25 protein-coding genes are annotated in these 23,324 nt (G+C 67.9%); 16 read left to right on the forward strand and 9 right to left on the reverse strand.

What is annotated here, in order from left to right:
- Nucleotides 1-17: 17 nt before the first annotated feature.
- Nucleotides 18-2,744: a TSCPD domain-containing protein gene (locus tag Q333_RS0107465; protein WP_029416127.1), complete on the reverse strand. Its 2,727-nt coding sequence runs from the start codon at nucleotides 2,742-2,744 to the stop codon at nucleotides 18-20.
- Nucleotides 2,745-2,950: 206 nt separating this feature from the next.
- On the opposite strand from Q333_RS0107465, the gene Q333_RS0107470 reads away from it, so the two are divergent.
- Both Q333_RS0107470 and Q333_RS0107475 read left to right on the forward strand, forming a co-directional pair.
- Nucleotides 2,951-3,343 (forward strand): NADH:ubiquinone oxidoreductase subunit NDUFA12, encoded by a 393-nt coding sequence (locus Q333_RS0107470; RefSeq protein ID WP_029416128.1) that lies wholly within the window; start codon nucleotides 2,951-2,953, stop codon nucleotides 3,341-3,343.
- A gap of 5 nt (nucleotides 3,344-3,348) precedes the next feature.
- Nucleotides 3,349-4,014, forward strand: a complete 666-nt coding sequence (locus tag Q333_RS0107475) for a DUF2155 domain-containing protein (RefSeq protein WP_245591508.1) — start codon at nucleotides 3,349-3,351, stop codon at nucleotides 4,012-4,014.
- On the opposite strand, the gene aat is transcribed toward Q333_RS0107475, so the two are convergent.
- From aat to aroQ, 4 genes are all read right to left on the reverse strand, one after another.
- Nucleotides 3,981-4,586, reverse strand: coding sequence for a leucyl/phenylalanyl-tRNA--protein transferase (aat, locus tag Q333_RS0107480; protein WP_051651225.1), 606 nt, complete (start codon nucleotides 4,584-4,586; stop codon nucleotides 3,981-3,983). The two genes, Q333_RS0107475 and aat, sit on opposite strands and share 34 nt — an antisense overlap.
- 77 nt (nucleotides 4,587-4,663) lie before the next feature.
- Complete coding sequence (gene accC / locus Q333_RS0107485) at nucleotides 4,664-6,010, reverse strand: acetyl-CoA carboxylase biotin carboxylase subunit (protein WP_029416131.1); 1,347 nt, start codon at nucleotides 6,008-6,010, stop codon at nucleotides 4,664-4,666.
- A 4-nt stretch (nucleotides 6,011-6,014) separates the two neighbouring features.
- Entirely contained in the window at nucleotides 6,015-6,527 is a 513-nt protein-coding gene (accB, locus tag Q333_RS0107490) for an acetyl-CoA carboxylase biotin carboxyl carrier protein (RefSeq protein ID WP_029416132.1), read from the reverse strand.
- A gap of 26 nt (nucleotides 6,528-6,553) precedes the next feature.
- Nucleotides 6,554-7,015: a type II 3-dehydroquinate dehydratase gene (gene aroQ / locus Q333_RS0107495; protein ID WP_029416133.1), complete on the reverse strand. Its 462-nt coding sequence runs from the start codon at nucleotides 7,013-7,015 to the stop codon at nucleotides 6,554-6,556.
- Between the two features lie 107 nt (nucleotides 7,016-7,122).
- Here aroQ and thiS point away from each other — a divergent pair, with 107 nt between their 5' ends.
- From thiS to Q333_RS0107510, 3 genes are read left to right on the forward strand one after another with little or no spacing between them, the layout of a single operon-like run.
- On the forward strand, nucleotides 7,123-7,320 hold the full coding sequence (gene thiS / locus Q333_RS0107500; protein WP_029416134.1) for a sulfur carrier protein ThiS: 198 nt from the start codon (nucleotides 7,123-7,125) through the stop codon (nucleotides 7,318-7,320).
- Nucleotides 7,321-7,361: 41 nt separating this feature from the next.
- On the forward strand, nucleotides 7,362-8,168 hold the full coding sequence (locus Q333_RS0107505; protein ID WP_029416135.1) for a thiazole synthase: 807 nt from the start codon (nucleotides 7,362-7,364) through the stop codon (nucleotides 8,166-8,168).
- Between the two features lie 59 nt (nucleotides 8,169-8,227).
- Complete coding sequence (locus Q333_RS0107510) at nucleotides 8,228-9,931, forward strand: tetratricopeptide repeat protein (RefSeq protein ID WP_029416136.1); 1,704 nt, start codon at nucleotides 8,228-8,230, stop codon at nucleotides 9,929-9,931.
- A gap of 21 nt (nucleotides 9,932-9,952) precedes the next feature.
- Here Q333_RS0107510 and Q333_RS0107515 read toward each other — a convergent pair whose 3' ends face one another.
- The 3 genes from Q333_RS0107515 to Q333_RS0107525 all read right to left on the reverse strand — a co-directional run bounded on the left by Q333_RS0107515 (nucleotide 9,953) and on the right by Q333_RS0107525 (nucleotide 11,463).
- On the reverse strand, nucleotides 9,953-10,150 hold the full coding sequence (locus Q333_RS0107515; RefSeq protein WP_029416137.1) for a hypothetical protein: 198 nt from the start codon (nucleotides 10,148-10,150) through the stop codon (nucleotides 9,953-9,955).
- Between the two features lie 135 nt (nucleotides 10,151-10,285).
- The gene (locus Q333_RS0107520) at nucleotides 10,286-10,924 is read right to left on the reverse strand and encodes a uracil-DNA glycosylase (protein WP_029416138.1); all 639 of its coding nucleotides are present in this window, start codon (nucleotides 10,922-10,924) and stop codon (nucleotides 10,286-10,288) included.
- Entirely contained in the window at nucleotides 10,921-11,463 is a 543-nt protein-coding gene (locus Q333_RS0107525; RefSeq protein ID WP_029416139.1) for a LabA-like NYN domain-containing protein, read from the reverse strand. The genes Q333_RS0107520 and Q333_RS0107525 overlap by 4 nt, the downstream gene beginning before the upstream one ends.
- Here Q333_RS0107525 and folK point away from each other — a divergent pair.
- From folK to Q333_RS0107565, 7 genes are all read left to right on the forward strand, one after another.
- Nucleotides 11,462-12,022 carry a 2-amino-4-hydroxy-6-hydroxymethyldihydropteridine diphosphokinase gene (gene folK / locus Q333_RS0107530; protein WP_029416140.1) on the forward strand — a complete coding sequence of 187 codons (561 nt, stop codon included), beginning with the start codon at nucleotides 11,462-11,464 and terminating at the stop codon, nucleotides 12,020-12,022. The two genes, Q333_RS0107525 and folK, sit on opposite strands and share 2 nt — an antisense overlap.
- A 470-nt stretch (nucleotides 12,023-12,492) precedes the next feature.
- A complete protein-coding gene (gene rpoZ / locus Q333_RS0107535; RefSeq protein ID WP_029416541.1) occupies nucleotides 12,493-12,852 on the forward strand; it encodes a DNA-directed RNA polymerase subunit omega in 360 nt (119 codons plus the stop codon).
- Nucleotides 12,853-12,965: 113 nt separating this feature from the next.
- Nucleotides 12,966-15,143 carry a RelA/SpoT family protein gene (locus Q333_RS0107540; protein ID WP_281173713.1) on the forward strand — a complete coding sequence of 726 codons (2,178 nt, stop codon included), beginning with the start codon at nucleotides 12,966-12,968 and terminating at the stop codon, nucleotides 15,141-15,143.
- Between the two features lie 204 nt (nucleotides 15,144-15,347).
- Nucleotides 15,348-16,280, forward strand: coding sequence for a hypothetical protein (locus tag Q333_RS0107550; protein ID WP_051651190.1), 933 nt, complete (start codon nucleotides 15,348-15,350; stop codon nucleotides 16,278-16,280).
- 964 nt (nucleotides 16,281-17,244) lie between these two features.
- Complete coding sequence (locus Q333_RS16935) at nucleotides 17,245-17,691, forward strand: hypothetical protein (RefSeq protein ID WP_051651191.1); 447 nt, start codon at nucleotides 17,245-17,247, stop codon at nucleotides 17,689-17,691.
- A 97-nt stretch (nucleotides 17,692-17,788) separates the two neighbouring features.
- Complete coding sequence (locus Q333_RS0107560) at nucleotides 17,789-18,430, forward strand: ATP-dependent Clp protease proteolytic subunit (protein ID WP_029416144.1); 642 nt, start codon at nucleotides 17,789-17,791, stop codon at nucleotides 18,428-18,430.
- A 13-nt stretch (nucleotides 18,431-18,443) separates the two neighbouring features.
- On the forward strand, nucleotides 18,444-18,767 hold the full coding sequence (locus tag Q333_RS0107565) for a hypothetical protein (protein WP_029416145.1): 324 nt from the start codon (nucleotides 18,444-18,446) through the stop codon (nucleotides 18,765-18,767).
- 6 nt (nucleotides 18,768-18,773) lie between these two features.
- Here the strand turns inward: Q333_RS0107565 and Q333_RS0107570 are convergent, their stop codons facing one another.
- Nucleotides 18,774-19,421 carry an HAD-IB family hydrolase gene (locus tag Q333_RS0107570; protein ID WP_029416146.1) on the reverse strand — a complete coding sequence of 216 codons (648 nt, stop codon included), beginning with the start codon at nucleotides 19,419-19,421 and terminating at the stop codon, nucleotides 18,774-18,776.
- 199 nt (nucleotides 19,422-19,620) lie between these two features.
- Here Q333_RS0107570 and clpX point away from each other — a divergent pair, with 199 nt between their 5' ends.
- The 4 genes from clpX to argC all read left to right on the forward strand — a co-directional run bounded on the left by clpX (nucleotide 19,621) and on the right by argC (nucleotide 23,289).
- Complete coding sequence (gene clpX, locus Q333_RS0107575; protein WP_029416147.1) at nucleotides 19,621-20,886, forward strand: ATP-dependent Clp protease ATP-binding subunit ClpX; 1,266 nt, start codon at nucleotides 19,621-19,623, stop codon at nucleotides 20,884-20,886.
- Nucleotides 20,887-21,149: 263 nt separating this feature from the next.
- A complete protein-coding gene (rplM, locus tag Q333_RS0107580; protein ID WP_157072416.1) occupies nucleotides 21,150-21,623 on the forward strand; it encodes a 50S ribosomal protein L13 in 474 nt (157 codons plus the stop codon).
- Between the two features lie 3 nt (nucleotides 21,624-21,626).
- A complete protein-coding gene (rpsI, locus tag Q333_RS0107585; protein WP_051651192.1) occupies nucleotides 21,627-22,121 on the forward strand; it encodes a 30S ribosomal protein S9 in 495 nt (164 codons plus the stop codon).
- Nucleotides 22,122-22,359: 238 nt separating this feature from the next.
- Nucleotides 22,360-23,289 carry an N-acetyl-gamma-glutamyl-phosphate reductase gene (gene argC / locus Q333_RS0107590; protein ID WP_029416150.1) on the forward strand — a complete coding sequence of 310 codons (930 nt, stop codon included), beginning with the start codon at nucleotides 22,360-22,362 and terminating at the stop codon, nucleotides 23,287-23,289.
- Nucleotides 23,290-23,324 lie beyond the last annotated feature (35 nt).

Here is a 23,324-nt window from a genome sequence, read left to right on the forward strand (position 1 = left end):
AGCAAGATTCGGGCCGTTCAGCCCTGCATCGAAGGCGCGATGCCGCAGGCATCGCAGACCCATGAACCGCCACGTCGCTGGAGGCTGAAGTCGCCGCAGGCCGGGCAGGCGTCGGCGTCGTGGGTCAGGGCGGGGGGCGGCTCGGGCTCGGTCCGGCGGCCAAACGGCAGGACGACGAGATTGTCGGGCGCCGCGCCCCGGGCGAAGCCGCGCGAGATGAAATGAGAGGCCGGCACCAGTTCGTCGGCCTTGCCACCGCCCAGGCCGTCGGCGTCCAGCGGTTCGGCGTCGGCGTTGGCCAGCTCGTGGCGGCCCAGATAGGACACGCCCAGCTCGCGGAAGATGTAGTCGAGGATCGAGGTCGCCGAGCCGATGGAGTCGTTGCCCGTGACCCGTCCGGCGGGCTCGAACCGGGTGAAGACGAAGGCGTCCACGAACTCGTCCAGCGGCACGCCGTATTGCAGTCCGATCGAGATGGCGATCGCGAAGTTGTTCATCAGGCTGCGGAAGGCGGCGCCTTCCTTGTGCATGTCGATGAAGATCTCACCGAGCTCGCCGTCGTCATATTCGCCGGTGTGAATGTAGACCTTGTGACCGCCGACGGCGGCTTTCTGAATGTAGCCCTTGCGACGGTCCGGCAGCTTGCGGCGCGTGCGGTCGCGTTCGACCACGCGTTCGACAATGGTCTCGATCGTAGAGGCCGCCGGTTCGGGCGCGCGGCGGGCCTCGGGCTCATGCAGGACAAGCGAGGGTTGGGCAGGCGCAGGCGTCGGAACCAGGCGGATCGGCTGCGCTGCGGCGGCGGCTTCCCGGATGAGGGCTTCGACGGTGTTCAGGGTCGCGGTCCAGGGCAGGACATGCTCGGCAACGACGGGGAGGTCTCCGAACGCGGCCAACGATCGGTCGAGCGCCGCGCCAAAGGCGGCCGGATCAGCACAGAGATCGGCCAGGTCCTCGGGCGTGCCGGTCCAACCCGACAGGTCGTCGCGTCCGAAGACGTAGACCCGCGCGGCTGCCAGGGCGTCTGCGGGGGCCAGAGCGGCCAACAGCGCGACCGGCGTGGTCGCCTCCGGATCGAGCCCCAGCACGTCGCGGATGAAGCCCGCGTCCAGCACCGGCGGAGCGAAGGCGTCCTCCAGCGTCTCGATCGAGGCGAGGGCGCGCTCGACCGCCTCAAGCTCTGCATCCGTGAAGCCGAGGCTGCGCAGGTGATCGTGATCCAGCCCCGGCGCGCCGACGAGCGTGCGTCGGCCCAGCACCCAGCGTTCCGCCTCTTCTGGATCTCCGCCCGAGGCCGCGATGGCGGCGTGGAAGGCAGGGTGAAGGCGGCGCAGAGTCTCGCCCCAGTCGGTTTGCACCGTCTGGGCGGAGGTCAGGGCGCCCAAGCCGAGGCGCAGGGCGGTCTCCGGGTCGGGCGACGCCAGGGCGATCAGGGTGTTGCGGCGTCCCGAGGCGCGTAGTGCGGACAAGGCAGCGTCGAGAGTGGCCCTAGCCCGGGCCGACAGAGTGCCCTCGGCCAGACGGTCACGGCGAGCCGTCACCTCGGCCTCGACCCGCGAGGCGATCCCGGGCCAAGCGCTGGCGGGTGTCAGGGCGGCGGCCAGCTCGCTTGAGGTCAGGGAGGCTTGGGCGGAGACGAGAGCGGCCAGCGCGAACATGTCGGCCTGGGCGTTCGCGCCCCGACCGGCCAGCAGGAAGCCCTCCAGCACACCGTCCAGCCACAGTCTGATGGGGCGGTGGGCGTGGCGCAGATGGCTGGTGGCGCCGTCCTCGCAGAACCCGGCCGCCGTTTCGATCTCCAGCGCCGTGGTCCACAGCCGGACAAGCGCCTCCAGCGAGCCGAGGACGTCGCCGCCGAATGCGCAGAGGGCGGGCCAGGACAGGACGGCGGATGGAGCGTCGGCGGCGAGGGACAGACGGTCCGCTTCGTCCGGATTGAACGCGAGAGTGAGCGGGCCCGCGAGGGCCGCGCGGGCGGCGGCGGCGACCGCTTCATCCGAAGGTTCGCTCCACAGCAGCGCCAGTCTTTCTTGCGCGGCAGACGCAGGGTCGGGCGCGAGGAAGATCTCTCCGGCGATGGCGCGAAGGATGGCGGCGTCGTCGGCTCCGGCCTGTCTCGCGGCCCAGGCGGCGCGGGCGAGCGCCGGGTTGGCTGCCGGATCGGCGCAGTCGGCGGCGGGGCCTTCGCAGCGCGCGACCGCGTCGGCGACACCGTTCAGGGCGGCACAGACCCGGCCGAGCGAGATGGCGGCCATGGCTTCGCCCTGACGGCGGCGGGTCTCTGCATCGAAGGCGGTGCGCGCCGTCGCATCCTCGGGGCGCGCGACGGGCGGAGAGGCCGTCTCGCCCTGGGGGTCGTCGGCCACGGGGTGGACGCGCGCCCCGTCGAACCTGGACGCGCCCGGAGCCGCAAGCCCGAGGACCACCGAGGCGGCGAGGTCGTCGGCGAAAGCGCGGGCATCCTTATTCGAGGCGAACACCCCCAACGCGCGGCCCCAGGCCGCGAGCCGGCCGGCCCAGCGATCGATGGCTCCGCCGAGCACCGGAGACGGTGAGGCGGCGATGTCGCTGAGCCTCGGCCGGTCGGTCGGCAGGGCGTCGGCCCAGTCCAGCCAGGCCTCGACGCGTGCGTCGGTCCAGCCGGAGGGGGTCACGGCATCGACGACGCCGTTCGCCCGTTCCACCGCGCGTCGTTCCAGCCGCAGCTCTCGGGTCAGGGCGTGGAAGCGGGGCGTGAAGCGCATGGGCGGGGCCTTTGACGGCGGACACCACAATTCTAGGCCTCGCTATACGCCGCTCGCAATAGATATGGCGGGCGAGGACCCGGTTACCCCCAAGATGTTGAGTTTGGTGATTGTGTTGTCGTGCTGGACGCGACGCGGCGCGGTTTCTATGATCGTAGCCTGTTGGACCGGCCTCCCCGCCGGCGTGATTTCGGACTGGACCGCCCGTGCTCGGCAAGATTTTCGGTTGGACTTCGGGCGCGACGCTCGGGACCCTGTTCACCATCGCCAAGCGCGGCGAACTGGTCGGCACCGACGAGTTCGGCAACCGCTACTACCAGTCGAGGGACAACGTCAGCTATGACGGGCGTCGCCGCCGCTGGGTGGTCTACAACGGCTATGCCGAGGCCTCGAAGGTGACGCCGGACTGGCACGGTTGGCTGCACTACACCTTCGACGAGCCGCCGACGCAGGCGCCCCTGCCGCGTCGTCGGTGGGAACTGGATCACAGACCCAACCTGACCGGTACGCCGATGGCGTGGCGTCCGCCGGGCTCGCTGGCGGCCGAGGCGACCCGTCCGGCCGCCACGGGGGACTATGAGGCCTGGAAGCCCGAATGAACCGGATGCGTCTGCTCACCGTCGGCGCTGCGGCACTGACCCTGGCGGTCGGCGGTGGCGTGGTCGCGGGCGGAATGCAGGACGCGCCACCCCAGGACGCGACGCCCGCCGCCGATCCCGTTGCCGAGGAAATCCGTCGGCAGTTGAACCAGGAACAGGCGCCCGCCGCCGATCCCGCGCCCGCCAATCCGATCGCTATCGTCCCGCCTGCGCCCGCCGTCGAGACCGCTGCTCTCGAAGATGAGGCGGTTCCTTCCGACGAGGAGAAAGAGGCGACCGACGAGGACGAGGAAGAGGGCGAGACCGACGAGGAAAAGGCCGAGCGCCTGACTCCCGACACACCCACGCCGCGCCAGCGTCGCCGCGTCGCCATCGTCGAGGCGATCGACAAGATCACGGCCGAGAGCATGCGCTTCGAGGTCGAGGTCGGCGGGCGTCCCGTGCGCTTCAACCAGGCCCTGATCTTCACCGCCCGCGCCTGCGAGGTGTCCGCGGAGAACGAGCCCGTGGCGGATTCGATCGCCTATCTGGAGGTGACGCTTCAACCGCGCGGAACGGTGCGCAATGAGCCGCGCCAGATCTTCCGGGGCTGGATGTATGCCTCGACGCCCGCGCTCAGCGGGTTGCAGCACCCGATCTACGACGCCTGGGTGGTCGGCTGTAAGGAGTAGGCGATCGCTTCTACCCCGGTCAGGGGGCGGATCAGGACCGCCGCGTCGGGCTGGACTGTCAGAGCCCGCTCCAGCATCTCCAGATAAACGAACTGCGGCGTCTCGATCAGGCCGAACTGGTCCAGGTGCGGCGTGCGGAACTGGGCGTCGAGCAGTCGCCAGCCGCCGCGTTTCAGCCGGGCCACGAGGTGAACGAGCGCGACCTTGGAGGCGTCGGTCGCGCGGCTGAACATGCTCTCGCCGAAGAAGGCGCCGCCGAGCGTCACGCCATAGAGGCCGCCGACGAGGGCTTCGTCCCGCCAGCACTCGATGGAATGGGCCCGGCCGAGCGCGTGGAGCTCCAGATAGAGCCGCCGGATGGGCGCATTGATCCAGGTGTCCTCGCGGCCGGGGGCCGAAGCGGCGCAAGCGTCGATGACCGCGCCGAAGGCGGTGTCGCCGCGGACCTCGAACGGCTCGGAGCGGACGGTGCGGCGCAGGCGGGTCGGGATGTGGAAGCCGTCCAGCGGAATGACGCCGCGCATCTCCGGTTCGACGAGGAAAACGCGCGGGTCGTCTCGCGCCTCGCCCATCGGGAAGACGCCGCGCGCGTAGCAGCGGAGCAGGTCCTGGGCGGTGAAGGTATCCACCCGTTACCGCCGCGCCGAGCCTATTGCGCCCGCTTCTTGGCCCACTGTTCCAGCCAGTGGATGTCGTAGTCGCCGCTGAGGATGTCCGGCTCCTGCAGCAGGCGCTGGAACAGGGGAATGGTGGTGTCGATGCCGCCGACGACCATCTCGTTCAGGCTGCGCTTCAGGCGGGCGACGCACTCGGCGCGGTCGCGGCCGTGGACGATCAGCTTGCCGATCAGGCTGTCGTAGTAGGGCGGGATCGAATAGCCGGCGTAGATGGCGCTGTCCAAACGCACGCCCAGGCCGCCCGGGGCGTGGAAGTCGGTGACCATGCCCGGCGACGGCGCGAAGGTCTCGGAGTTCTCGGCGTTGATTCGCACCTCGATGGCGTGGCCCTCGAAGTGGATGTCCTCCTGGGTGAAGGACAGGGGCAGGCCGGCGGCGATGCGGATCTGTTCGCGCACCAGGTCGACGCCGGTGATGGCCTCGGTGACCGGGTGCTCGACCTGCAGGCGAGTGTTCATCTCGATGAAGAAGAACTCGCCGTCCTCCCACAGGAACTCGATGGTGCCGACGCCGAGGTAGCCGATCTTGCCGATGGCCTTGTTGACCGTCTCGCCGATCTTGACCCGTTCGGCGGCTGTCAGGGCAGGCGAGGGGGCCTCTTCCAGCACCTTCTGGTGACGGCGCTGGAGCGAGCAGTCGCGTTCGCCCAGGTGGACGACGTTGCCGTGGCTGTCGGCTACGACCTGGATCTCGATGTGGCGAGGCTTCTGGAGGTATCGCTCCATGTAGACCGCGCCGTTGCCAAAGGCGGCCTTGGCCTCGGTCTGGGCGGTCTGGACGGCCTCGACGAGGTCGTTCTCCGTCAGGGCCACCTTCATGCCGCGCCCGCCGCCGCCGGCCGCCGCCTTGACGATCAGGGGAAAGCCGATGGTCTTGGAAGCCTCGATCGCGGCCTCGACCGTCTCCACCTCGCCGGGCGAGCCGGGCACGCAGGGTATCCCTGCCTCGAGCGCGGTCTGTTTGGCCGTGATCTTGTCGCCCATGATCCGGATGTGTTCGGGGCGCGGGCCGATGAAGGTCATGCCGTGGGCTTCGACGATCTCGGCGAAGCGGGCGTTCTCGGACAGGAAGCCATAGCCGGGGTGGATGGCCTGGGCCCCGGTGATCTCGGCCGCGGCGATGATCGAGGGGATGTTCAGATAGGATTTGGCGGCCGGAGCCGGGCCGATGCAGACGCTTTCGTCGGCCAGCCGCACCCACATGGCGCCGCGGTCGGCCTCGGAGTGAACGGCGACGGTGGAGATACCCATCTCCTTGCACGCCCGGTGGACGCGCAACGCGATCTCGCCGCGGTTGGCGATCAGGACTTTTGTGAACACCGGCTCAGGCCTCGAGCAGGACGAGGGGTTCGCCGAACTCGACGGGCTGGGCGTCGCCGACCAGCACCTCGGCGACGACGCCGTCGCGGGGCGCCGTAATCGGGTTCATGGTCTTCATGGCCTCGACGATCAGCAGGGTCTGGCCCTTCTTCACCTTGTCGCCCGGCTGGACGAAGGGATCGGCCTCGGGCGAGGGCTGGAGGTAGACGGTGCCGACCATGGGCGACTTCACCTCTTCGCCGGCATTGGCGACGATGGTCGCCGGGTCCGACGGCATGGCGGCCGGAGCAGCGGCGGGAGCGGCGGGCGGCGCAGACGCAGCATGGGCGGCGGGCGCGGCCGCATAGTGCATGATCGGGGCGGCGGTGATTTCGCGCGCGACGCGGATGCGCAGTTCGCCCCGCTCGACCTCGATCTCGGTCAGGGAGGTGTCGTTCAGGATGTCAGCCAACTGGCGCACCAGGGCCGCGTCGATGACCTCGGACGGTTCGTTGTCGAGCTTCTTGTCGGTCGCCATGGAGAGCGTCGCCTTGTGATCGGGGTTCAACGAGAGGGCTGGGACGCGCGTTCCCGCGCCAGCCGGAGGGCGGCCTTGACCGCCAGTTCATAGGATTGGGCGCCGAAGCCGGCGATGACGCCGGTCGCCGCGAGCGAAACATAGCTGTGCCGCCGGAATTCCTCGCGCGCGGCCGGGTTGGACAGGTGGCACTCGACCACCGGAATGGTCAGGGCCTTCAGCGCGTCCAGCAGGGCGATGGAGGTGTGGCCATAGCCCGCCGGGTTGATGACCAGGGCCGAGGCTTCGGTGCGGGCCTCCTGCACCCAGTCGATCAGCTCGCCCTCGCGATTCGACTGGCGGAAAACGACGGTCGCGCCATCGGCCGCCCGCTCGCAGAGCGCCTGCACGTCGGCCAGGGTCTCGCGCCCATAGATGTGCGGCTCGCGCACCCCCAGGAGGTTGAGGTTGGGCCCGTTCAGGACGTAGAGGACGGGGGTTTCGGGCATTCGCTCCGGACGGGCGGTTGGCGCGGTGAAGCGGCGCCTTTTAGCGGAACCGGGCGCGGCGTCAAAGCGGACGCATCCCCGGCGTGAAGAAAGATTGACGTAGCGGCATGCGTATCCAGGTCAACGGTGAGGATCGGCAGGTCACGGCGACCACGGTTCAGGGACTGGTTGAGGAACTGGGCTTCGACATCCGCAAGGTCGCAGTGGAGCGCAATCTGGCGATCGTGCCGAAGTCCCTGCATGCCGAGACGACGCTGGCGGAAGGTGACCGGATCGAGCTGGTCCAGTTCGTCGGCGGGGGCTGATCGGGTTTCATCGCCCGCACCGAGAGCCTAGATAGCTTCGCATGAACGCGCCCTTCGCTCCGCCCGCCATGACCGCCACTGCCGACACATGGACCGTCGCCGGGCGGACCTTCTCGTCCCGCCTGATCGTGGGGACAGGGAAGTACAAGGACTATGCCCAGAACGCGGCAGCCGCCGAGGCGGCAGGGGCGGAGATCGTCACGGTAGCCGTGCGGCGCGTGAACCTGACGGACCCGAACCAGCCCATGTTGGTGGACTATGTGAAGCCGGATCGCTTCACCTTCCTGCCCAATACGGCCGGGTGCTTCACCGGCGAGGACGCGGTGCGGACGCTTCGGCTGGCGCGCGAGGCCGGGGGGTGGGATCTGGTCAAGCTGGAGGTGCTGTCGAATACGGCGCACCTGTATCCCGACATGATCGAAACGCTGAGGGCGCTGGATCTGCTGATCAGGGACGGCTTCCAAGTCATGGTCTACTGCACCGACGACGTCGTCATGTGCCGCAGGCTGGAAGAGGCGGGGGCGGCGGCGATCATGCCGGCGGCGGCGCCGATCGGGTCAGGGCTTGGGCTGCAGAACCGGGTCAACATCCGGCTGATCGTCGAGCAGGCGACGGTTCCGGTGCTGGTCGACGCGGGCGTGGGCACGCCGTCGGACGCGACGCTGGCGATGGAGCTGGGCTGCGACGCCGTGCTGATGAACACCGCCATCGCGGAGGCCAAGGACCCGATCCTGATGGCCTCGGCCATGAAGCACGCGGTGATCGCGGGACGCGAGGGCTATCTGGCCGGGCGCATGGCGAAGCGGATGTACGCCGATCCGTCGTCGCCGCTGGCGGGCCTGATCTGAGGCGTCGCTTGGCGAACTCCGCCGTTTGCCGCAGGGTGGCGACGGGTGGGAGACGAGACATGCGATCCAGGTTCCTGGCGTTCACGGCGGCCCTGTGTCTGGCCGCTCCGGCGGCGGTGGCGGATGCCACCCAGGCTGCGGCCGATGCGGCGGCCAGCGCCGGCCTGATCCAGAACCCGCGCGGGTGCGGGACGGTGGGGTCGGTGCTGGATGCGGCCGATCCGGTGAACATGGTCATGGTCGACGGGTTCGGTGTAGCCAGTTTCGCCGTCGACACCGCCAACCCCGAGGCCCAGGCGTGGTTCGATCACGGCGTTCGCCTGCGTTGGGCATTCGAGCACAAGGAATCGGTTCGGGCGTTCCGCAAGGCCCGGGCGCTGGATCCCGAATGCGGCATGTGCGCTTGGGGCGAGGCCTGGGCGCTGGGGCCGAACCTGAACGGCGGCGGGACGGACGACGAATCGATGCGCGAGGGACGCCGGCTGGCCCAGATGGCGCGGCGCACGGCCCGCGACGCGACGCCGGTCCAGCGCCAGATGATCGACGCCATGATCCAGCGATACTCGGGCTTCAAGTCCAGCCGCGCCGTGCGTTTCGCTCGCGCAATGGACCGCATCGCCCGAGCCAACCCGGACAAGCCTCTGATCACGGCGGTCACCGCCGACGCCTGGATGCTGAAGGCCGAGGACTGGTGGGACGACGAGGGCCGGGCGCTGGATCCCGGCATCACCCGCGCGATGGAGATCCTGGAGGCTTCGCTGGAGAAGGCCCCGAACGATCCGGGGACCATCCACCTCTATATCCACCTGACCGAATGGTCGGACGATCCGCACAAGGCCATTCCGTATGGCGAGCGGCTGGCGATGCTGGCTCCATCCGCCAGCCATCTGGTGCACATGCCGTCGCACACCTTCTTTCGCGTGGGGCGGTATCGGGACGCGATGATGTCGAACGTCAACGCCGTCGCGCTGGACCAGCGGTACAATGAGCTGGCGGCGCCGCCCGGCGGCATTCCGGGCATGCCGCTGCATTCGCACAACATCCACTTCGGCATGGGTGGGGCTCTGATGGCGGGTGGAGGGGACGAGGGCCTGCTGCTGGCCCGGCGGTTCCTGACGACCTATGCCGACATTCCGGCCGCCAACGCCTGGCGGCAGATGCAGGCGCACAACGCCTATGCGATCTTCGGCCGCTTCGGATCGGCGGAAGAGGTCGCCGCCTTGCCGGAACCGCCGGAGGACCGGCCGCTGCTGCGGGCCAGCTGGCGCTATGCCCGGGGCGAGGCGGCGGCGAGGGCCGGCGACGCGCGAGCCGTCAGGGCTGAGGCCGAGGCCATCCGCGCCATCCGGGACACGGCGACGTTCGACGCTGCACGGGGGCGGGACATCAAGGACTTCGTCGAGGTGTTCCAGCGCGTGCTGGAAGGCCGTGCCGCGATGGTCGAGGGCAATCCGGCGGCGGCCGTGGTCGCCTATGGCCGGGCGGCCGAGATCCAGGGTTCGGGCGAGGAGGGCGGCGATCCGCCGGTGATCTGGTATCCGACGCGGCGCAGCCTGGCCGCCGCGATGCTGGCCAACGGTGACGCGGCCGGGGCGAAGGCCAAGATCGAGGAGCTGCTGACCGACTGGCCGAGCGATCCCTACAGCCTGTGGGTGCTGGCCGAGGCGGAGGCGGCGCTGGGGAACGCCGAGGCGGCCGAGGCGGCGCGCGTCCGGAGCCGGGTGGAGTGGGTCGGGGGCGCGATGACGCTGTCGGCGGCCTGAGCCGTTTCGTCGCGCCGGACGCTAGAGCCGGGCGAGCGGTTGGGCGTCGATGACGTTGGGCAGGCTGGGGGCCGCGCCGGTCGCGCCGTAGAGGCCTAGTGACGGTCGGAACAGGCCTTCCAGCGCCATGATGCCGAGCGTCAGGACGCCCGCGGCGAGCAGCACAAGCAGAGCGACGCGGCGCTCGTGCGCGGAAAAGAGATTGGGATTCTTACGCATGGCAGCCCCTCCCGGCTGAACCCATCAAACGCAAGCGTGGCGGGGACGTTCCGCTTGGGTTCCCTTAGCACGAACGGGGTGTGATTCGTGTGTCCGGCGAACAACAGTCGCGTGACGGGCGGGGTTAGCGCGCGTTCACCGTGTGCCGGCGATCAGGGCTCTCGCGCGCTGGAAGATCGCCTCGAACATCGCGGGCGTCAGGCGGCCGGTGTTCGTGTTCAGCCGGGAGCAGTGGTAGCTGTTGAGCAGGACGTAGGGACCGACCGGGGCCTCCACGCCGTGGCCGGCGGGGGCGGCGGAAGCCGGCAGGCCGAGCGCCTTCAGCACGTTCTTTCGCGAGATGTCGCCGAGGGTGACGATGACTTTCAGGCGGGGCAGGGCTGCCAGCCGGTCGATCAGGAAGGGCCGGCAGGTGGCTTCCTCGATCGGCAGGGGCTTGTTGAGCGGCGGGGCGCAGCGGACGGCGTTGGTGATCATGCAGTCGATCAACGTCAGGCCGTCGTCGGGGCGGGCTTCGTAGCGGCCGGTGGCGAAGCCGGTCTTGAGCAGGGTCTCGTAGAGGATTACGCCCGCGCCGTCGCCGGTGAAGGGACGACCCGTGCGGTTGGCCCCGGTGCGGCCGGGCGCGAGGCCGACGACAAGCACGCGGGCTTCGGGATCGCCGAAGGAGGGGGCGGGACCGTTCCACCACTCGGGATGCTGGGCCGCGTTCTCGGCGCGGTAGGCGACGAGGCGAGGGCAGAGCGGGCAGTCGCGGGGCGGTTCGGGGGTCACGCGCGCTCTCCGCGCGGGCGACCGTAGTCCATGAGCAGGTCGGCCAGCTCCACGAAGGCGTCGGCCTGGCGGCGCAGCTCGTCTGCGATCTGGGGCGGCTGGGATTTCATGGTTGAGACGACGGTGACGCGCACACCCTTGGCCTGGACCGCCTGGACCACCCGGCGGAAGTCGCCGTCGCCGGAGAACAGGATGGCGTGGTCGATGCGGGGCGCGAGCTCCAGCATGTCGACCGCGATCTCGATGTCCATATTGCCCTTCATCCGGCTGTGGCCCTGGGCGTCGGTGAAGCGCTTGACCGGCTTGGTCACGACCGAGAAGCCGTTGTAGCCCAGCCAGTCGACCAGGGGCCGGACGGCGGAGAACTCTTCGCCCTCGATCACCGCCGTGTAATAATGGGCGCGAACCAGGACGGCCTTCTCCCGGAACCCCTCGAGCATCCGCTTGAAGTCGAGGTCGGCGTTCAGGGCCTTGGTCGCCGAATGAAGATTGGCCCCGTCGATGAACAGGGCGAGGCGATCGGTCGGGTAAAGCGTCATGAGTATTCCGTCGGCTGAAATGGGCGCCCCGGTCTCCGTCGAAATGGACGAGGACCTCGATCTGGACGCCGCCGTCTTCGTCGCGCTGGGCTGCAATGACAAGGGGGTGTGGGCCGACTGCGTCGAGGCGCTGGAGGCGGGGCTGGCGCGGTTCCGGGCGGAAGGCGTCGACGTGACGGCCCGGTCGTCGTGGTGGCGGTCGAAGGCCTGGCCCGATCCGAACGATCCGCCGTTCCTGAACGGGGTGGCGCGGGTGCGGACGGCGCTGGACGCGCACGGGCTGATGGCGGCGCTGGGGCGGATCGAGGAGGCGATGGGGCGCCGGCGGGGACCGAGGAACGCGCCGCGGACGCTGGATCTGGATCTGATCGCCTATGGGCGGGCGACGGGAGACTGCGAGGGGCTGATCCTGCCGCACCCCCGGGCGGCGGAGCGGTTGTTTGTCATGGGGCCGTTGGCGGAGATCGCGCCGGGATGGCTGCATCCGGTGCTCGGCGAGACCGCGGAGGCGCTGGTTAGAAGGTGTTCGGTTGGTCTAGATGCTAGGGCTTCCGCATAGTGCTGCGGCTCGGGACAGCTTCGCATGCAGTTTCTCAGTCTGGTTTTTCTTGTTGGCGCGCTTGGCCAAGCCTCTTCCGGAGAGGCGACCCGGCCAATCATGCGTTGGGCTGAGCTTCCTCAAATCGATGCCCATTTCCAGATCCGACGTCTTGCTCCGCATACAAGCGTCCAGATTCGCTTGCAGTGCGAAGTCTTGCCGGACGGGCGGCTTGCAAGCTGCCAGGTAACTGAGGCTGACGAACACCCGTTGGCGGAAGAAATCGGGCGAGCGGCCGTCAGAGCGGGCGAGAGGGGGCGCTTGACTGTCGATGCCGGTGGCGTCTTCCAACCTACCGTCAGGTTCACGCTCACAGCCCGTCGCTTGGACTAGCCCGCCCCAAAACCGCCCATTCGCCGCGCCACAGTGGCGTTGCACAAACGCCTCCCTATCTGTATGCAGCGCGGTTCTCCCCGCCTCGAAGGACTCCCATGGCTCGCGTCACCGTCGAAGACTGCATCGAGAAGGTCCCGAACCGGTTCGGCCTGGTTCTGCTGGCCGGCAACCGCGCCCGCGCCATCGCCAACGGCGCTGTGCTGACGCTCGATCGCGACAACGACAAGAACCCCGTCGTGGCTCTGCGCGAGATCGCCGAAGAGACGATCAAGCCGGACGACCTGACCGAAACGGTCGTGGTGGCCCTGCAGCGCGTCGACGAGCGCACGGAAGCCGAAGACGAAGCCGAGATCGTGGGTCTGCTGGCCGAGCCCCAGCATATGAACATGGCCGAGGCCGAGCTGATCCGCGCGCTGCAGAGCGACCGCGACGGCGGACAGGAGGAGCGGTACTGACGGCAGAACCCGCCAACGGTATCACCATCCTCCCGGCGCGGGCCGGAAAGTCCCCGCCGCAAACGACCATTGCCAACGACATCGCGCCGACCGCGCCCGCGCCCTCCACGCCGGTGTCCGAGAAACGCGCCCCGGTCCTGCGCCAGTTCGAGCTGATCGAGGCGGTCAAGGCCTATGACCCCACCGCCGACGAGGCCCTGCTCAACCGGGCCTATGTCTATGCGATGAAGATGCATGGCTCGCAGCTGCGGGCCTCTGGCGATCCCTATTTCGCCCATCCGATCCAGGTCGCGGGCATCCTGACCGACTATCGGCTGGACACCGCCACCATCGTCACCGCCCTGCTGCACGACGTGGTCGAGGACACTTCGGCCACCCGCGACGACATCGCCCGCATGTTCGGGGAAGAGGTCGCCGTCCTGGTGGAGGGGGTGACCAAGCTGAGCCGGCTGGAGCTCCAGGCCGAGCACACGCGCCAGGCCGAGAACCTGAGAAAGTTCATCCTGGCCATCAGCCGGGACGTGCGGGTCCTGCTGGTCAAGCTGGCCGACCGGCTGCACAACATGCGCACGCTGCAGTACGTCAAGCCGGAGAAGCGCGAGCGCATCAGTCGAGAGACGCTGGAGGTTTATGCGCCGCTGGGCCGCTCCATCGGCATTCACAGGATCGCGTCGGAGCTGGAGGAGCTGGCCTTCGAGCATCTGAACCCCACGGCGCGCACCGCGATCGAGCGGCGGCTGGAGGCGCTCAAGCTCGAACACGGCAAGGCGACCGACAAGGTGGCCGCCGAGATCCAGCAGGTCCTGTCGGAAGCCGGCATCCGGGCCCGCGTCTATGGCCGGCAGAAGACGCCCTATTCGATCTGGAGGAAGCTGCAGCGCAAGTCGGTGGGGTTCTCGTCCCTGTCAGACATCTATGGATTCCGCGTGCTACTGGAGGCCGAGGACGACTGCTATCGCGCCTTGGGGGTTATCCACCGCGCCTGGCCGATGGTGCCCGAGCGGTTCAAGGACTTCATCTCCACGCCCAAGTCCAACAACTACCGCAGTCTGCATACGACGGTGGTGGGGCCGGGCGGCCTGCGCATCGAGATGCAGATCCGCACCGAGGCCATGGACCGGGTCGCCGAGGACGGGGTGGCGGCGCACTGGGCCTACAAGAACAAGTCGTACGGCTTCGATCAGGAGGCGATGGAGCGGGAAGGGGGCCGCGATCCCCTGCAGAACCTGCGTCACCTGGTGCAGGTCATCGAGCACGGCGAGGGTGGCGAGGACTGGGTCGAGCACGCCAAGCTCGAGATGTATCTGGACCAGGTCTTCGTCTTCACGCCCAAGGGGGCGCTGATCACCCTGCCGCAGGGGGGGATGCCGCTGGACTTCGCCTATGCCGTCCACACCGAGGTCGGCGATACGGCCGTGGGCGTGAAGATCAACGGCGAGCTGAAGCCGATGCGCACGCGGCTGCAGAACGGCGACGTCGTCGAGATCATCCGCGGCAAGAAGCGCGAGGCGCCGGCGGACTGGCGTTCGCTGACGGTGACGGGCCGGGCGCGCTCGGCGATCCGGCGTCACATCCGCCATGTGGAGAGGGACGAGTTCCTGAAGCTGGGGCGCACCACGCTGGAGGCGACCCTGACGCGGGCGGGTAAGGCCCTGTCGGACGTGACGCTGAAGCCCGCGCTGGAGACCCTGGCCCTGGGTTCGGAGGACGACCTGTTCGACGCCATCGGGCGGGGGCGCCTGCCAGTCAACAAGGTGGCCGAGACCCTGTTCCCGGCGCTGAAAGGCACACTGGTCAGTGGGGATGAGCGCAAGAAGATCGCCGACGACAAGGCCCGGCTGTTCGTGCGGGGCGGGGGGCTGACGCCGGGCGTCTCGATCCACTTCGGCGAGTGCTGCACCCCGGTGCCGGGCGATCGCATCGTCGGCATCCTGGAGCCCGAGAAGGGGCTGACGGTGCACGTCATCGACTGTCAGCGCCTGGCCGACTTCGCCGACGACGACAGCGTCTGGAACGACCTGCAATGGACGCCGGAGGCGGAGAAGGGGAGCGTCGGCATGGCCCGGTTCCGCGCCACCATCAAGAACGCGCCGGGCGTTCTGGGTCAGGTCGCCACGGTGATCGGCGAGGCTGGCGGCAACATCCTGAACCTGAAGATGGCCCACCGGCAGCAGGACTTCTTCGACGTCGACCTGGACGTGGAGGTGTCGGACGCCAAGCACGCGACGACGATCATGGCGGCGCTGCGGGCCAATCCCAGCGTGGATACGGTGGAGCGGTCGCGGGGGTAATTCTGTTGGGTTTCCACGACGGGACTGTTGACGAGAACAAATCCGCAACATAGAACATTCCCGGAACACGAAATCTGGGGATGAGGCGATGTCGAGGGTGGTTCGAGAGACGCTGTCGCTGGCGTCGTGCGGCGGCTTCGTCTGGATGGTATGGACGATCGCTCTGCTGGCGCGATGAGGCGCTGATTCAGGCGGGAGGCGGCAATGTCGGGTGTGGTGACGGCCCTGGCTCTGGCTCTGATGCAGGCGGCCGGGCCGGCCCAGGCGCAGGACGTCGGGGCGCAGGAACCCGTCGCGCAGCTGCCGGAAGTGGTGGTAGAGGGGCGGTCTGTGGAAGAGCAGGCGGACGTCTTCATCGATGAGGTCGCCGCGCCGCCCCGGGGGGCGACGGTGGCGAGGTGGAACGAGCGGGTCTGCGTCGGCGCGGTCGGGCTGCCCGAGACCACCGCCCGCTACCTGATCGACCGCGTTTCGGCCGTGGCCATGTCTGTGGAGCTGGAGCCCGGGGAGCCGGGCTGCGACCCGACGGTGATCATCGTCGCCACCCTGGACGGCGGGGCCGTGGCTCAGGGGCTGGTGGAACGGCGACGCAATGTCCTGGCCCCGGGCAATGCGATCCAGTCCCGGAGCCGGCGTGAGCTCGCCGAGTTCGCCACCGTGGATCGCCCTGTCCGGTGGTGGCACATCAGCACGGCGGTCGATCCAGATTCCGGTCGCAGCGTCGTGAGACGGCCTGCGGACGACACGACCAATGCATCGATCGAGCAGCTGATCCAGAGCGCCATCCGGGGCTCGAACTCACTGATCACCGCCAGCACCCGCCAGCATCTGCGTCGCGCGGTCATCATCATCGACTTCGACGAGATCGGCGACGACATCGACTTCGACCAGCTCGCCGACTACGTCGCCTTCGTGGCCCTGGCGCAGGTGGACCCGGAGGCGGACACTTCGGGCTTCTCCACCATCCTCAACCTGTTCGACGACCCGACGACGCCAGGCCTGACGGCATGGGACAGCGCCTACTTGTGGGGCCTCTACAACTCCGACGACACAGCGCGCGGCAATTCCGGCCGAGAAGCCGCGTTGCGCCGCGAGATGCTGCGCGCCCGGGAACGGACGGCCGAGCCGCCGGAGTGATGGCGGGCATGACGGATCGGTGACAACCCAAGGTCACACCGTCGTGATTGGCGAAGCTTGCGCAAGCGTAGCACCATCCCGCCTGAGGCATCCCGCCTGAGGCATCCCGCCTGAGGCATCCCGCCTGAGGCATCCCGCCTGAGGCATCCCGCCTGAGGCCGCAACCTGCCTCAAGGAAGGGAATGGACCATGCTCAAGAAATTCCTTCTCGGCTTCGCCATTGCAGGCGGGCTAATCGTCTCGGCACCGACGGCGTCGGCGGAACCTGATCCGCGGTGCCTGGCACACTATGGTTGTTTCTGGAATGGCGAAGAATGGGTGTGCAGTACGCCAGATATCTATCTGCTCTGCGATCTAGGCTAACGCATGCATCGACGGGTGGCATCCAAAGATGCCACCCAATGCTCATTCAGAGGATTGGTTATTGGTCAGATTGCTAGCTAACTCATTCTGTTTAGTCGGGCTCGCGGTGCTCCTCTCAAGCTCATATACTGTGCCAGCTTACGGAGCCGTGATCACAAGATCGGCAGGATCAACCCAAGACCTGGCGCAGCAGTTGCCCGATGTCGTCGTAGAAGGAATCCAGATTGAAGAGCGAGCTGGAGCGTTCATAAGTCAGATTGCTGCCCCATCGAGAGGGGAGTCTCTGGCTCGCTGGCGAGATTCAATCTGTGTTGGGACCGCTGGGTTTGACGAAGCGGGTGCAACATTCGTCGGCGAGCGCGTGGCTTCTATTGCTTCGGAGATAGGGTTGCAGTCTGAAGGAGAAGGATGCAGCGCCGACATCCTAGTTCTCGCGACGAGCGACGGGACGCGTACGGCTCAAGCAACAGTGGACCTGGAGAGAACCCGTTTTCTTCCAGGTGGCTCGGGCTACTCCCGCACACGGCGAGAGTTTCGACAGTTCATCGAAACGGACCGGGCGGTCCGTTGGTGGCACACGACCCTTCCCATAGACAACCGCATGGACCGCCGCGTTCGTCGCTTGCCGACGGACAACGCCTATGATGACTCGCTGGAAGCCATCAACCGCCTCGATAACGTCCCCCAGACCACCGTCCCCGCCACCCTGATTGCAGCCACCACTCGCCAGGACATGTGGGCCGCGACCATCATCGTCGACTTCACGCGCGTGGGCGAGGTCAATTACGACCAACTCGCCGACTACATCGCCTTCGTCGCTCTGGCCCAGGTCGATCCGGAGGCCGACACGTCCGGCTTTCCGACGGTGCTGAACGTGTTCGACGATCCGGCGTCGGCGCCCGGCCTGACCGACTGGGACCGCGCCTATCTGCGCGGACTTTATGAGTCCGATGAACGAACGGCGGGCGCCATTGGCCGCGAGGCCGAAATCCGCCGCGAGATGCTGCGCGCCCGCGCGGACGGTCAGGCCGAACCTCCCGTCGACTGACCGCCCGGCCTTGCGCCGGTCCGTCCCGGACGCGATATCAGGGGGTGAACGGACGCGGCCACGACGAGTCGCGCCGAACGGCATTCAGCGAGACCCTATGCGCGATCCCCTCGACCTCATCTCGAACAATCTCGTCCCCATGGTGGTGGAGCAGTCCAGCCGGGGGGAGCGGGCCTTCGATATCTTCTCGCGGCTGCTGCGTGAGCGGATCATCTTCCTGACCGGCCCGTTCGAGGACGGCATGGCCAGCCTGATCTGCGCCCAGCTGCTGTTCCTGGAATCGGAGAACCCCAAGAAGGAAATCTCCATGTACATCAACAGCCCCGGCGGCCAGGTGTCGTCGGCGCTCGCGATCTACGACACCATGCAGTACATCAAGTCGCCGGTCTCGACGGTCGTGATGGGCATGGCGGCCTCGGCCGGCTCCCTGATCCTGACGGCGGGCGAGGCGGGCCAGCGCATCGCACTTCCGAACGCGCGGGTGATGGTGCACCAGCCGTCCGGCGGCTTCCGCGGCCAGGCCTCGGACATCGAGCGCCACGCCGAGGACATCCGCTATACCAAGCGCCGCCTGAACGAGATCTACGTCAAGCACACCGGCCGGACCTATGAAGAGGTCGAATCCACCCTGGACCGCGACCACTTCATGAGCGCGGAAGAGGCCAAGGCCTGGGGCATCGTCGACCACGTCTACGACCGCCGCGAGCAGGCCGACGAAGACGGCGTGAAGACGGTCTGAGCCCGACCCGGCGGTGGCGCAGTCCACGCGAGATCAGTCCGGAACCCTCGAGGTCGGGGGCGAGACCTATGTGTGGGAATTGCGCCGCCAGCCCCGGCCGGTCGCCGGCGGCGGCTGGGAGGGCGTGGCCGTCAGCCTGCGTCACCAGCACTTCAAGCGCGAGGCCATCGTGCAGTTCCCGCCCCCGCTGCGTCCCAACGGGCGGCCGGACGTGGAGAAGCAGAAGGTCGACCTGGACGTGGTCCGCAATGCGGTGACGGCCGCCATCGAAGCGGGCTGGGACCCCGCCTCGCGCGGCAAGGCCGTGGTCTTCGACGTCGACGCCGAGGGGCGCTGATCCGGGCTAAGGGCGGCCCTTGAAGACGCGAAACCCCGCGTGATCAGCGATCTGCAGCATCTCAGTGTCGCCGGAGGTGTCGCCGTATGCCGCCGCCAGCCTCAGGTCAGCGCCATAGGCCGCGTAGAGGCGCCGAACCTTCTCTCCGCCCCGACAGTTGGGGCTCTCGAAGTGGCCGGTGAGTCGATCCTCGGCGTCGAACGTCAGTTCAGTCCCCAACAACCCGGCGGCGCCCAGTCTGCGCGCGAACGGCGCGACCGTCAGGGCGGGAGAGGCGGTCACGATCACCCGATGCGCGCCCTTTGCGCCCCAGTCCGCCCAGGTCTCCAGCGCATCCGGCCGCATCAATTTGCGCCACGCTCGGGCGGCATAGGCCTCGGCGTCGGCCTCCAGTTCGGCGCGGCTGACCCCTTGCAGGAACTCCTTAACCGCGGCCGCCTTGATCGCCCCACGGTCGCGGTCCTTGGCGTAGGCCGCTGTCGCGGGCGCCAGGCGCACGAGGCCGAGCGCCCAGCGCCTGCGCCCGGCCCGCTTCCTCAAGAATGTGGTGAAGCTGTCGCGGACCGTCAGGGTGCCGTCGAAATCGAAGGCGACCACGGGCTGACCCGGAGCGGGGGGCTGGCGAAAGCCGCCTGCGGCGCCCATCTCGCTCATGCGCCGCGATCTCCGCCCAGTCCGCCCAAGGTCGCCGCCGATCCATCCCCGACCAGACCCGACGCTGTCCCCAATACGGGGTTGTGGCGGCGCTCCGGATGGGGGATTGTCATTTTTTGAATATCTTCGCGTCCATAGTGGTGGAATCAACGCGAAGGAAGCGCGTTCCCTCCCCGGAACGTGAGAGTGAGAAGGGTCCATGACCAAAGCCGCTGGCACTGACGCCAAGTCAACGCTCTACTGCAGCTTCTGCGGAAAGAGCCAGCACGAGGTGCGCAAGCTCATTGCCGGTCCGACCGTGTTCATCTGCGATGAATGCGTCGAACTGTGCATGGATATCATCCGTGAAGAGCACAAGATCGGCTTCGTCAAGTCCAAGGACGGCGTCCCGACGCCCAAGGAAATCCGCGAGGTCCTGGACGACTACGTCATCGGCCAGGCGCACGCCAAGAAGGTGCTCTCAGTCGCGGTGCACAACCACTACAAGCGCCTGAACCACGCGACGAAGAACAACGACGTCGAGCTGGCCAAGTCCAACATCATGCTGATCGGGCCGACCGGCTCGGGCAAGACGCTGCTGGCCCAGACGCTGGCGCGGATCATCGACGTGCCCTTCACCATGGCTGACGCCACGACGCTGACCGAAGCGGGCTATGTCGGCGAGGACGTCGAGAACATCATCCTGAAGCTGCTCCAGGCGTCCGACTACAACGTCGAGCGGGCCCAGCGCGGCATCGTCTACATCGACGAGATCGACAAGATCAGCCGCAAGTCCGACAACCCGTCGATCACCCGCGACGTCTCGGGCGAGGGCGTGCAGCAGGCCCTGCTGAAGATCATGGAAGGCACCGTCGCCTCGGTGCCGCCGCAGGGTGGTCGCAAGCACCCGCAGCAGGAGTTCCTGCAGGTCGACACCGCCAATATCCTGTTCATCGTCGGCGGCGCCTTCGCCGGGCTGGAAAAGGTGATCTCGGCGCGCGGGCAGGGGGCCTCGATTGGCTTTGGAGCCAAGGTCAAGGAAGTCGACGAGCGCCGCACCGGCGACATCCTGAAGGGCGTCGAGCCCGACGACCTGATGCGCTTTGGCCTGATCCCCGAGTTCATCGGCCGCCTGCCGGTTCTGGCGACGCTGGAGGACCTGGACGAGACCGCCCTCGTCAAGATCCTGACCGAGCCCAAGAACGCCCTGATCAAGCAGTACAAGCGCCTGTTCGAGATGGAGAACGTCGGCCTGACCTTCACCGACGACGCCCTGTCGGCGGTGGCCAAGAAGGCGATCACGCGCAAGACCGGCGCGCGTGGCCTGCGCTCCATCCTGGAGGGCATTCTGCTCGAGACCATGTTCGAGCTGCCGACCTTCGACGGCGTCGAGGAAGTGGTCGTCAACGCCGAGGTGATTGAGGGCAAGGCCCAGCCCCTGCTGATCTACGCCGAAAAGAAGAAGGCCGCCGACGGCGCGGCCTGAGGCACGCTGCAACGCATGGACGAAGGCCTCCGGAGCGATCCGGGGGCCTTTTTCGTCTGCAGAGGGGCTGGAACGCGGGCCCAGTGATGCGGTATTTTGATACCGTAATGAGGAAAGTGTTTTGAATCAATTGATTACGCTATTTCTGCCGGAGAAGGCTGCATTGACGTGGCGTGCATCGCCCTCTAAGAGCGCGCCTTCGCTCGTTCCGGCCCGCCGGGGCGATCCCGTTTTCGTCTTCGTCCCAGGACACCTCAACCATGCTGAAGAGCACCACGGCTTCGCTGAAGCCGGCCGAGGTCGAGAAGAAGTGGATCCACATCGACGCCGAAGGCGCGGTGGTGGGCCGTCTCGCGACTTTCATCGCCATGCGCCTGCGCGGCAAGCACCTGCCGACCTACACCCCCCACGTGGATAGCGGCGACTATGTCGTCGTGACCAACGTCGACAAGGTTGTGTTCACCGGCAAGAAGAACACCGACAAGGTCTACTACCGCCACACCGGCCACCCGGGCGGCGTCAAGGAAACGACCCCGGCCAAGGTGCTGGGCGGCCGCTTCCCCGAGCGCGTGCTGGAAAAGGCCGTCGAGCGCATGCTGCCCAAGGAAAGCCCGCTGGCCCGCAAGCAGATGACGCACCTGCGCCTGTTCGCCGGACCGTCGCACAGCCACGAAGCCCAGCAGCCCGAGACGATCGACTTCGCCGGTCGCTCCAAGAAGAACACCCGGAGCCTGTAAGCCATGACCGACGTCACGCAAGAAACGGCCACCGGCTTCGACGCCCTGAAGGGCCTGGGCACCGCCGGTGCCGCTGAATCCGCTCCTGAATACGTCCAGAAGCTGGACGCCCAGGGCCGCGCCTATTCGACCGGCAAGCGCAAGAACGCCATCGCCCGCGTCTGGGTGAAGCCGGGCACCGGCAAGATCACCGTCAACGGCAAGGAGCTGAACGCCTATTTCGCGCGTCCGGTGCTGCAGATGATGGTGGCCCAGCCGCTGGAAGTCACCGACCGCACGACCCAGTTCGACGTGGTCTGCACGGTTGAGGGCTCGGGCCTCTCGGGCCAGGCCGGCGCCATCCGTCACGGCCTGTCGCACGCCCTGACACACTACGAGCCGGGCCTGCGTCCGGTGCTGAAGCCGCACGGCTTCCTGACCCGCGACGCCCGCGTGGTCGAGCGCAAGAAGTACGGCCGCGCCAAGGCCCGCCGCAGCTTCCAGTTCTCGAAGCGCTAAGTCGCGAACCCGCGACGGGGATTACAAGGGCGCTTCGGGGAGACCCGGAGCGCCCTTTTCTTTCTCCCTCTCCCAGCGGGAGAGGGCTTGAGCTTCCAAGAGCGAAGCGAAAGGGTGAGGGGTTAGGGTGCGAACCGGTGAGGGCAGAACCCCTCACCCTTTTGCACGAAGTCCGATCGCCCGTTGGGCTCTCGGGCGCTCAAGCCCTCTCCCTCAGGGAGAGGGATCGGAGTTTGGAATGGCGACAGTCTTCATCGACGGCGAGGCCGGGACCACGGGATTGGAGATCCGCGAGCGGCTGGAGCGGCGCGCCGATCTGGAACTGATCCTGCTGGGCGAGCGGCGGCGTGATCCCAAGGCGCGGGCCGAGGCGCTGAATGCGGCGGATGCCGTGATCCTGTGCCTGCCCGACGATGCGGCCAAGGAAGCCGTGGCCATGATCGAGAACCCGGACGTGCGGGTCATCGACGCCTCGACGGCCTATCGCACGGCGACCGGCTGGACCTATGGCTTTGCCGAGATGGACGCGGTCCAGCGGGGCGAGATCATCGGCTCGCACCGGGTCTCGAACCCCGGCTGCTATCCGACCGGCTTCATCGGCCTGATGCGACCATTGGTGAAGGCGGGGCTGGTGCCGGTGGACTGGCCGGTCACCGTCAACGCCGTCAGCGGCTATTCCGGCGGCGGCAAGGCGATGATCGCCGAGTTCGAAACTGGCGGCGCGCCGTCCTATCGCGCCTATGGGCTGACGCTGAAGCACAAGCATGTGCCGGAGATGACCAAGCACAGCGGCCTGCATGTGCCCGTGCTGTTTTCGCCGGCGGTGGCGGCCTACCGGCAGGGGATGCTGGTCGAGGTGCCGCTGCATCTGGCGGCCCTGCCCGAGACGCCGTCGATCGACCGGCTGCACGGCTGCCTGGTCGAGGCCTACGATGGCTGCCGCTTCGTCGAGGTGGCGGGACTGGACGAGACCGAGGCGATGACGGGTCTGGACCCCGAGGGGCTGAACGGCACCAACCGGATGCGGCTGCATGTGTTCGGCGACCGGGGCGGATCTCAGGCGCGGCTGGTCGCGCTGCTGGACAATCTCGGCAAGGGGGCGTCGGGGGCCGCGGTGCAGAATATGAACCTGATGCTAGGTCTGGACGAGGCGACCGGGCTGATCTGACGCCTTGAAACCTGGGCAGCGATGCCGACGTAGTT

The sequence above is a fragment of the Brevundimonas bacteroides DSM 4726 genome, from assembly GCF_000701445.1.
GTDB classification, from domain to species: domain Bacteria; phylum Pseudomonadota; class Alphaproteobacteria; order Caulobacterales; family Caulobacteraceae; genus Brevundimonas; species Brevundimonas bacteroides.

Bases quoted from the DNA above. Each gene is read 5' to 3' on its own strand.
- Q333_RS0107465 (WP_029416127.1), bottom strand. From the start codon at position 2,744: ATGCGCTTCACGCCCCGCTTCCACGCCCTGACCCGAGAGCTGCGGCTG.
- Q333_RS0107475 (WP_245591508.1), top strand. From the start codon at position 3,349: ATGCGTCTGCTCACCGTCGGCGCTGCGGCACTGACCCTGGCGGTCGGC.
- aat (WP_051651225.1), bottom strand. From the start codon at position 4,586: ATGGGCGAGGCGCGAGACGACCCGCGCGTTTTCCTCGTCGAACCGGAG.
- accB (WP_029416132.1), bottom strand. From the start codon at position 6,527: ATGGCGACCGACAAGAAGCTCGACAACGAACCGTCCGAGGTCATCGAC.
- aroQ (WP_029416133.1), bottom strand. From the start codon at position 7,015: ATGCCCGAAACCCCCGTCCTCTACGTCCTGAACGGGCCCAACCTCAAC.
- thiS (WP_029416134.1), top strand. From the start codon at position 7,123: ATGCGTATCCAGGTCAACGGTGAGGATCGGCAGGTCACGGCGACCACG.
- Q333_RS0107505 (WP_029416135.1), top strand. From the start codon at position 7,362: ATGAACGCGCCCTTCGCTCCGCCCGCCATGACCGCCACTGCCGACACA.
- Q333_RS0107510 (WP_029416136.1), top strand. From the start codon at position 8,228: ATGCGATCCAGGTTCCTGGCGTTCACGGCGGCCCTGTGTCTGGCCGCT.
- Q333_RS0107515 (WP_029416137.1), bottom strand. From the start codon at position 10,150: ATGCGTAAGAATCCCAATCTCTTTTCCGCGCACGAGCGCCGCGTCGCT.
- folK (WP_029416140.1), top strand. From the start codon at position 11,462: ATGAGTATTCCGTCGGCTGAAATGGGCGCCCCGGTCTCCGTCGAAATG.
- Q333_RS0107525 (WP_029416139.1), bottom strand. From the start codon at position 11,463: ATGACGCTTTACCCGACCGATCGCCTCGCCCTGTTCATCGACGGGGCC.
- rpoZ (WP_029416541.1), top strand. From the start codon at position 12,493: ATGGCTCGCGTCACCGTCGAAGACTGCATCGAGAAGGTCCCGAACCGG.
- Q333_RS0107550 (WP_051651190.1), top strand. From the start codon at position 15,348: ATGTCGGGTGTGGTGACGGCCCTGGCTCTGGCTCTGATGCAGGCGGCC.
- Q333_RS16935 (WP_051651191.1), top strand. From the start codon at position 17,245: ATGGACCGCCGCGTTCGTCGCTTGCCGACGGACAACGCCTATGATGAC.
- Q333_RS0107560 (WP_029416144.1), top strand. From the start codon at position 17,789: ATGCGCGATCCCCTCGACCTCATCTCGAACAATCTCGTCCCCATGGTG.
- Q333_RS0107570 (WP_029416146.1), bottom strand. From the start codon at position 19,421: ATGAGCGAGATGGGCGCCGCAGGCGGCTTTCGCCAGCCCCCCGCTCCG.
- clpX (WP_029416147.1), top strand. From the start codon at position 19,621: ATGACCAAAGCCGCTGGCACTGACGCCAAGTCAACGCTCTACTGCAGC.
- rpsI (WP_051651192.1), top strand. From the start codon at position 21,627: ATGACCGACGTCACGCAAGAAACGGCCACCGGCTTCGACGCCCTGAAG.
- argC (WP_029416150.1), top strand. From the start codon at position 22,360: ATGGCGACAGTCTTCATCGACGGCGAGGCCGGGACCACGGGATTGGAG.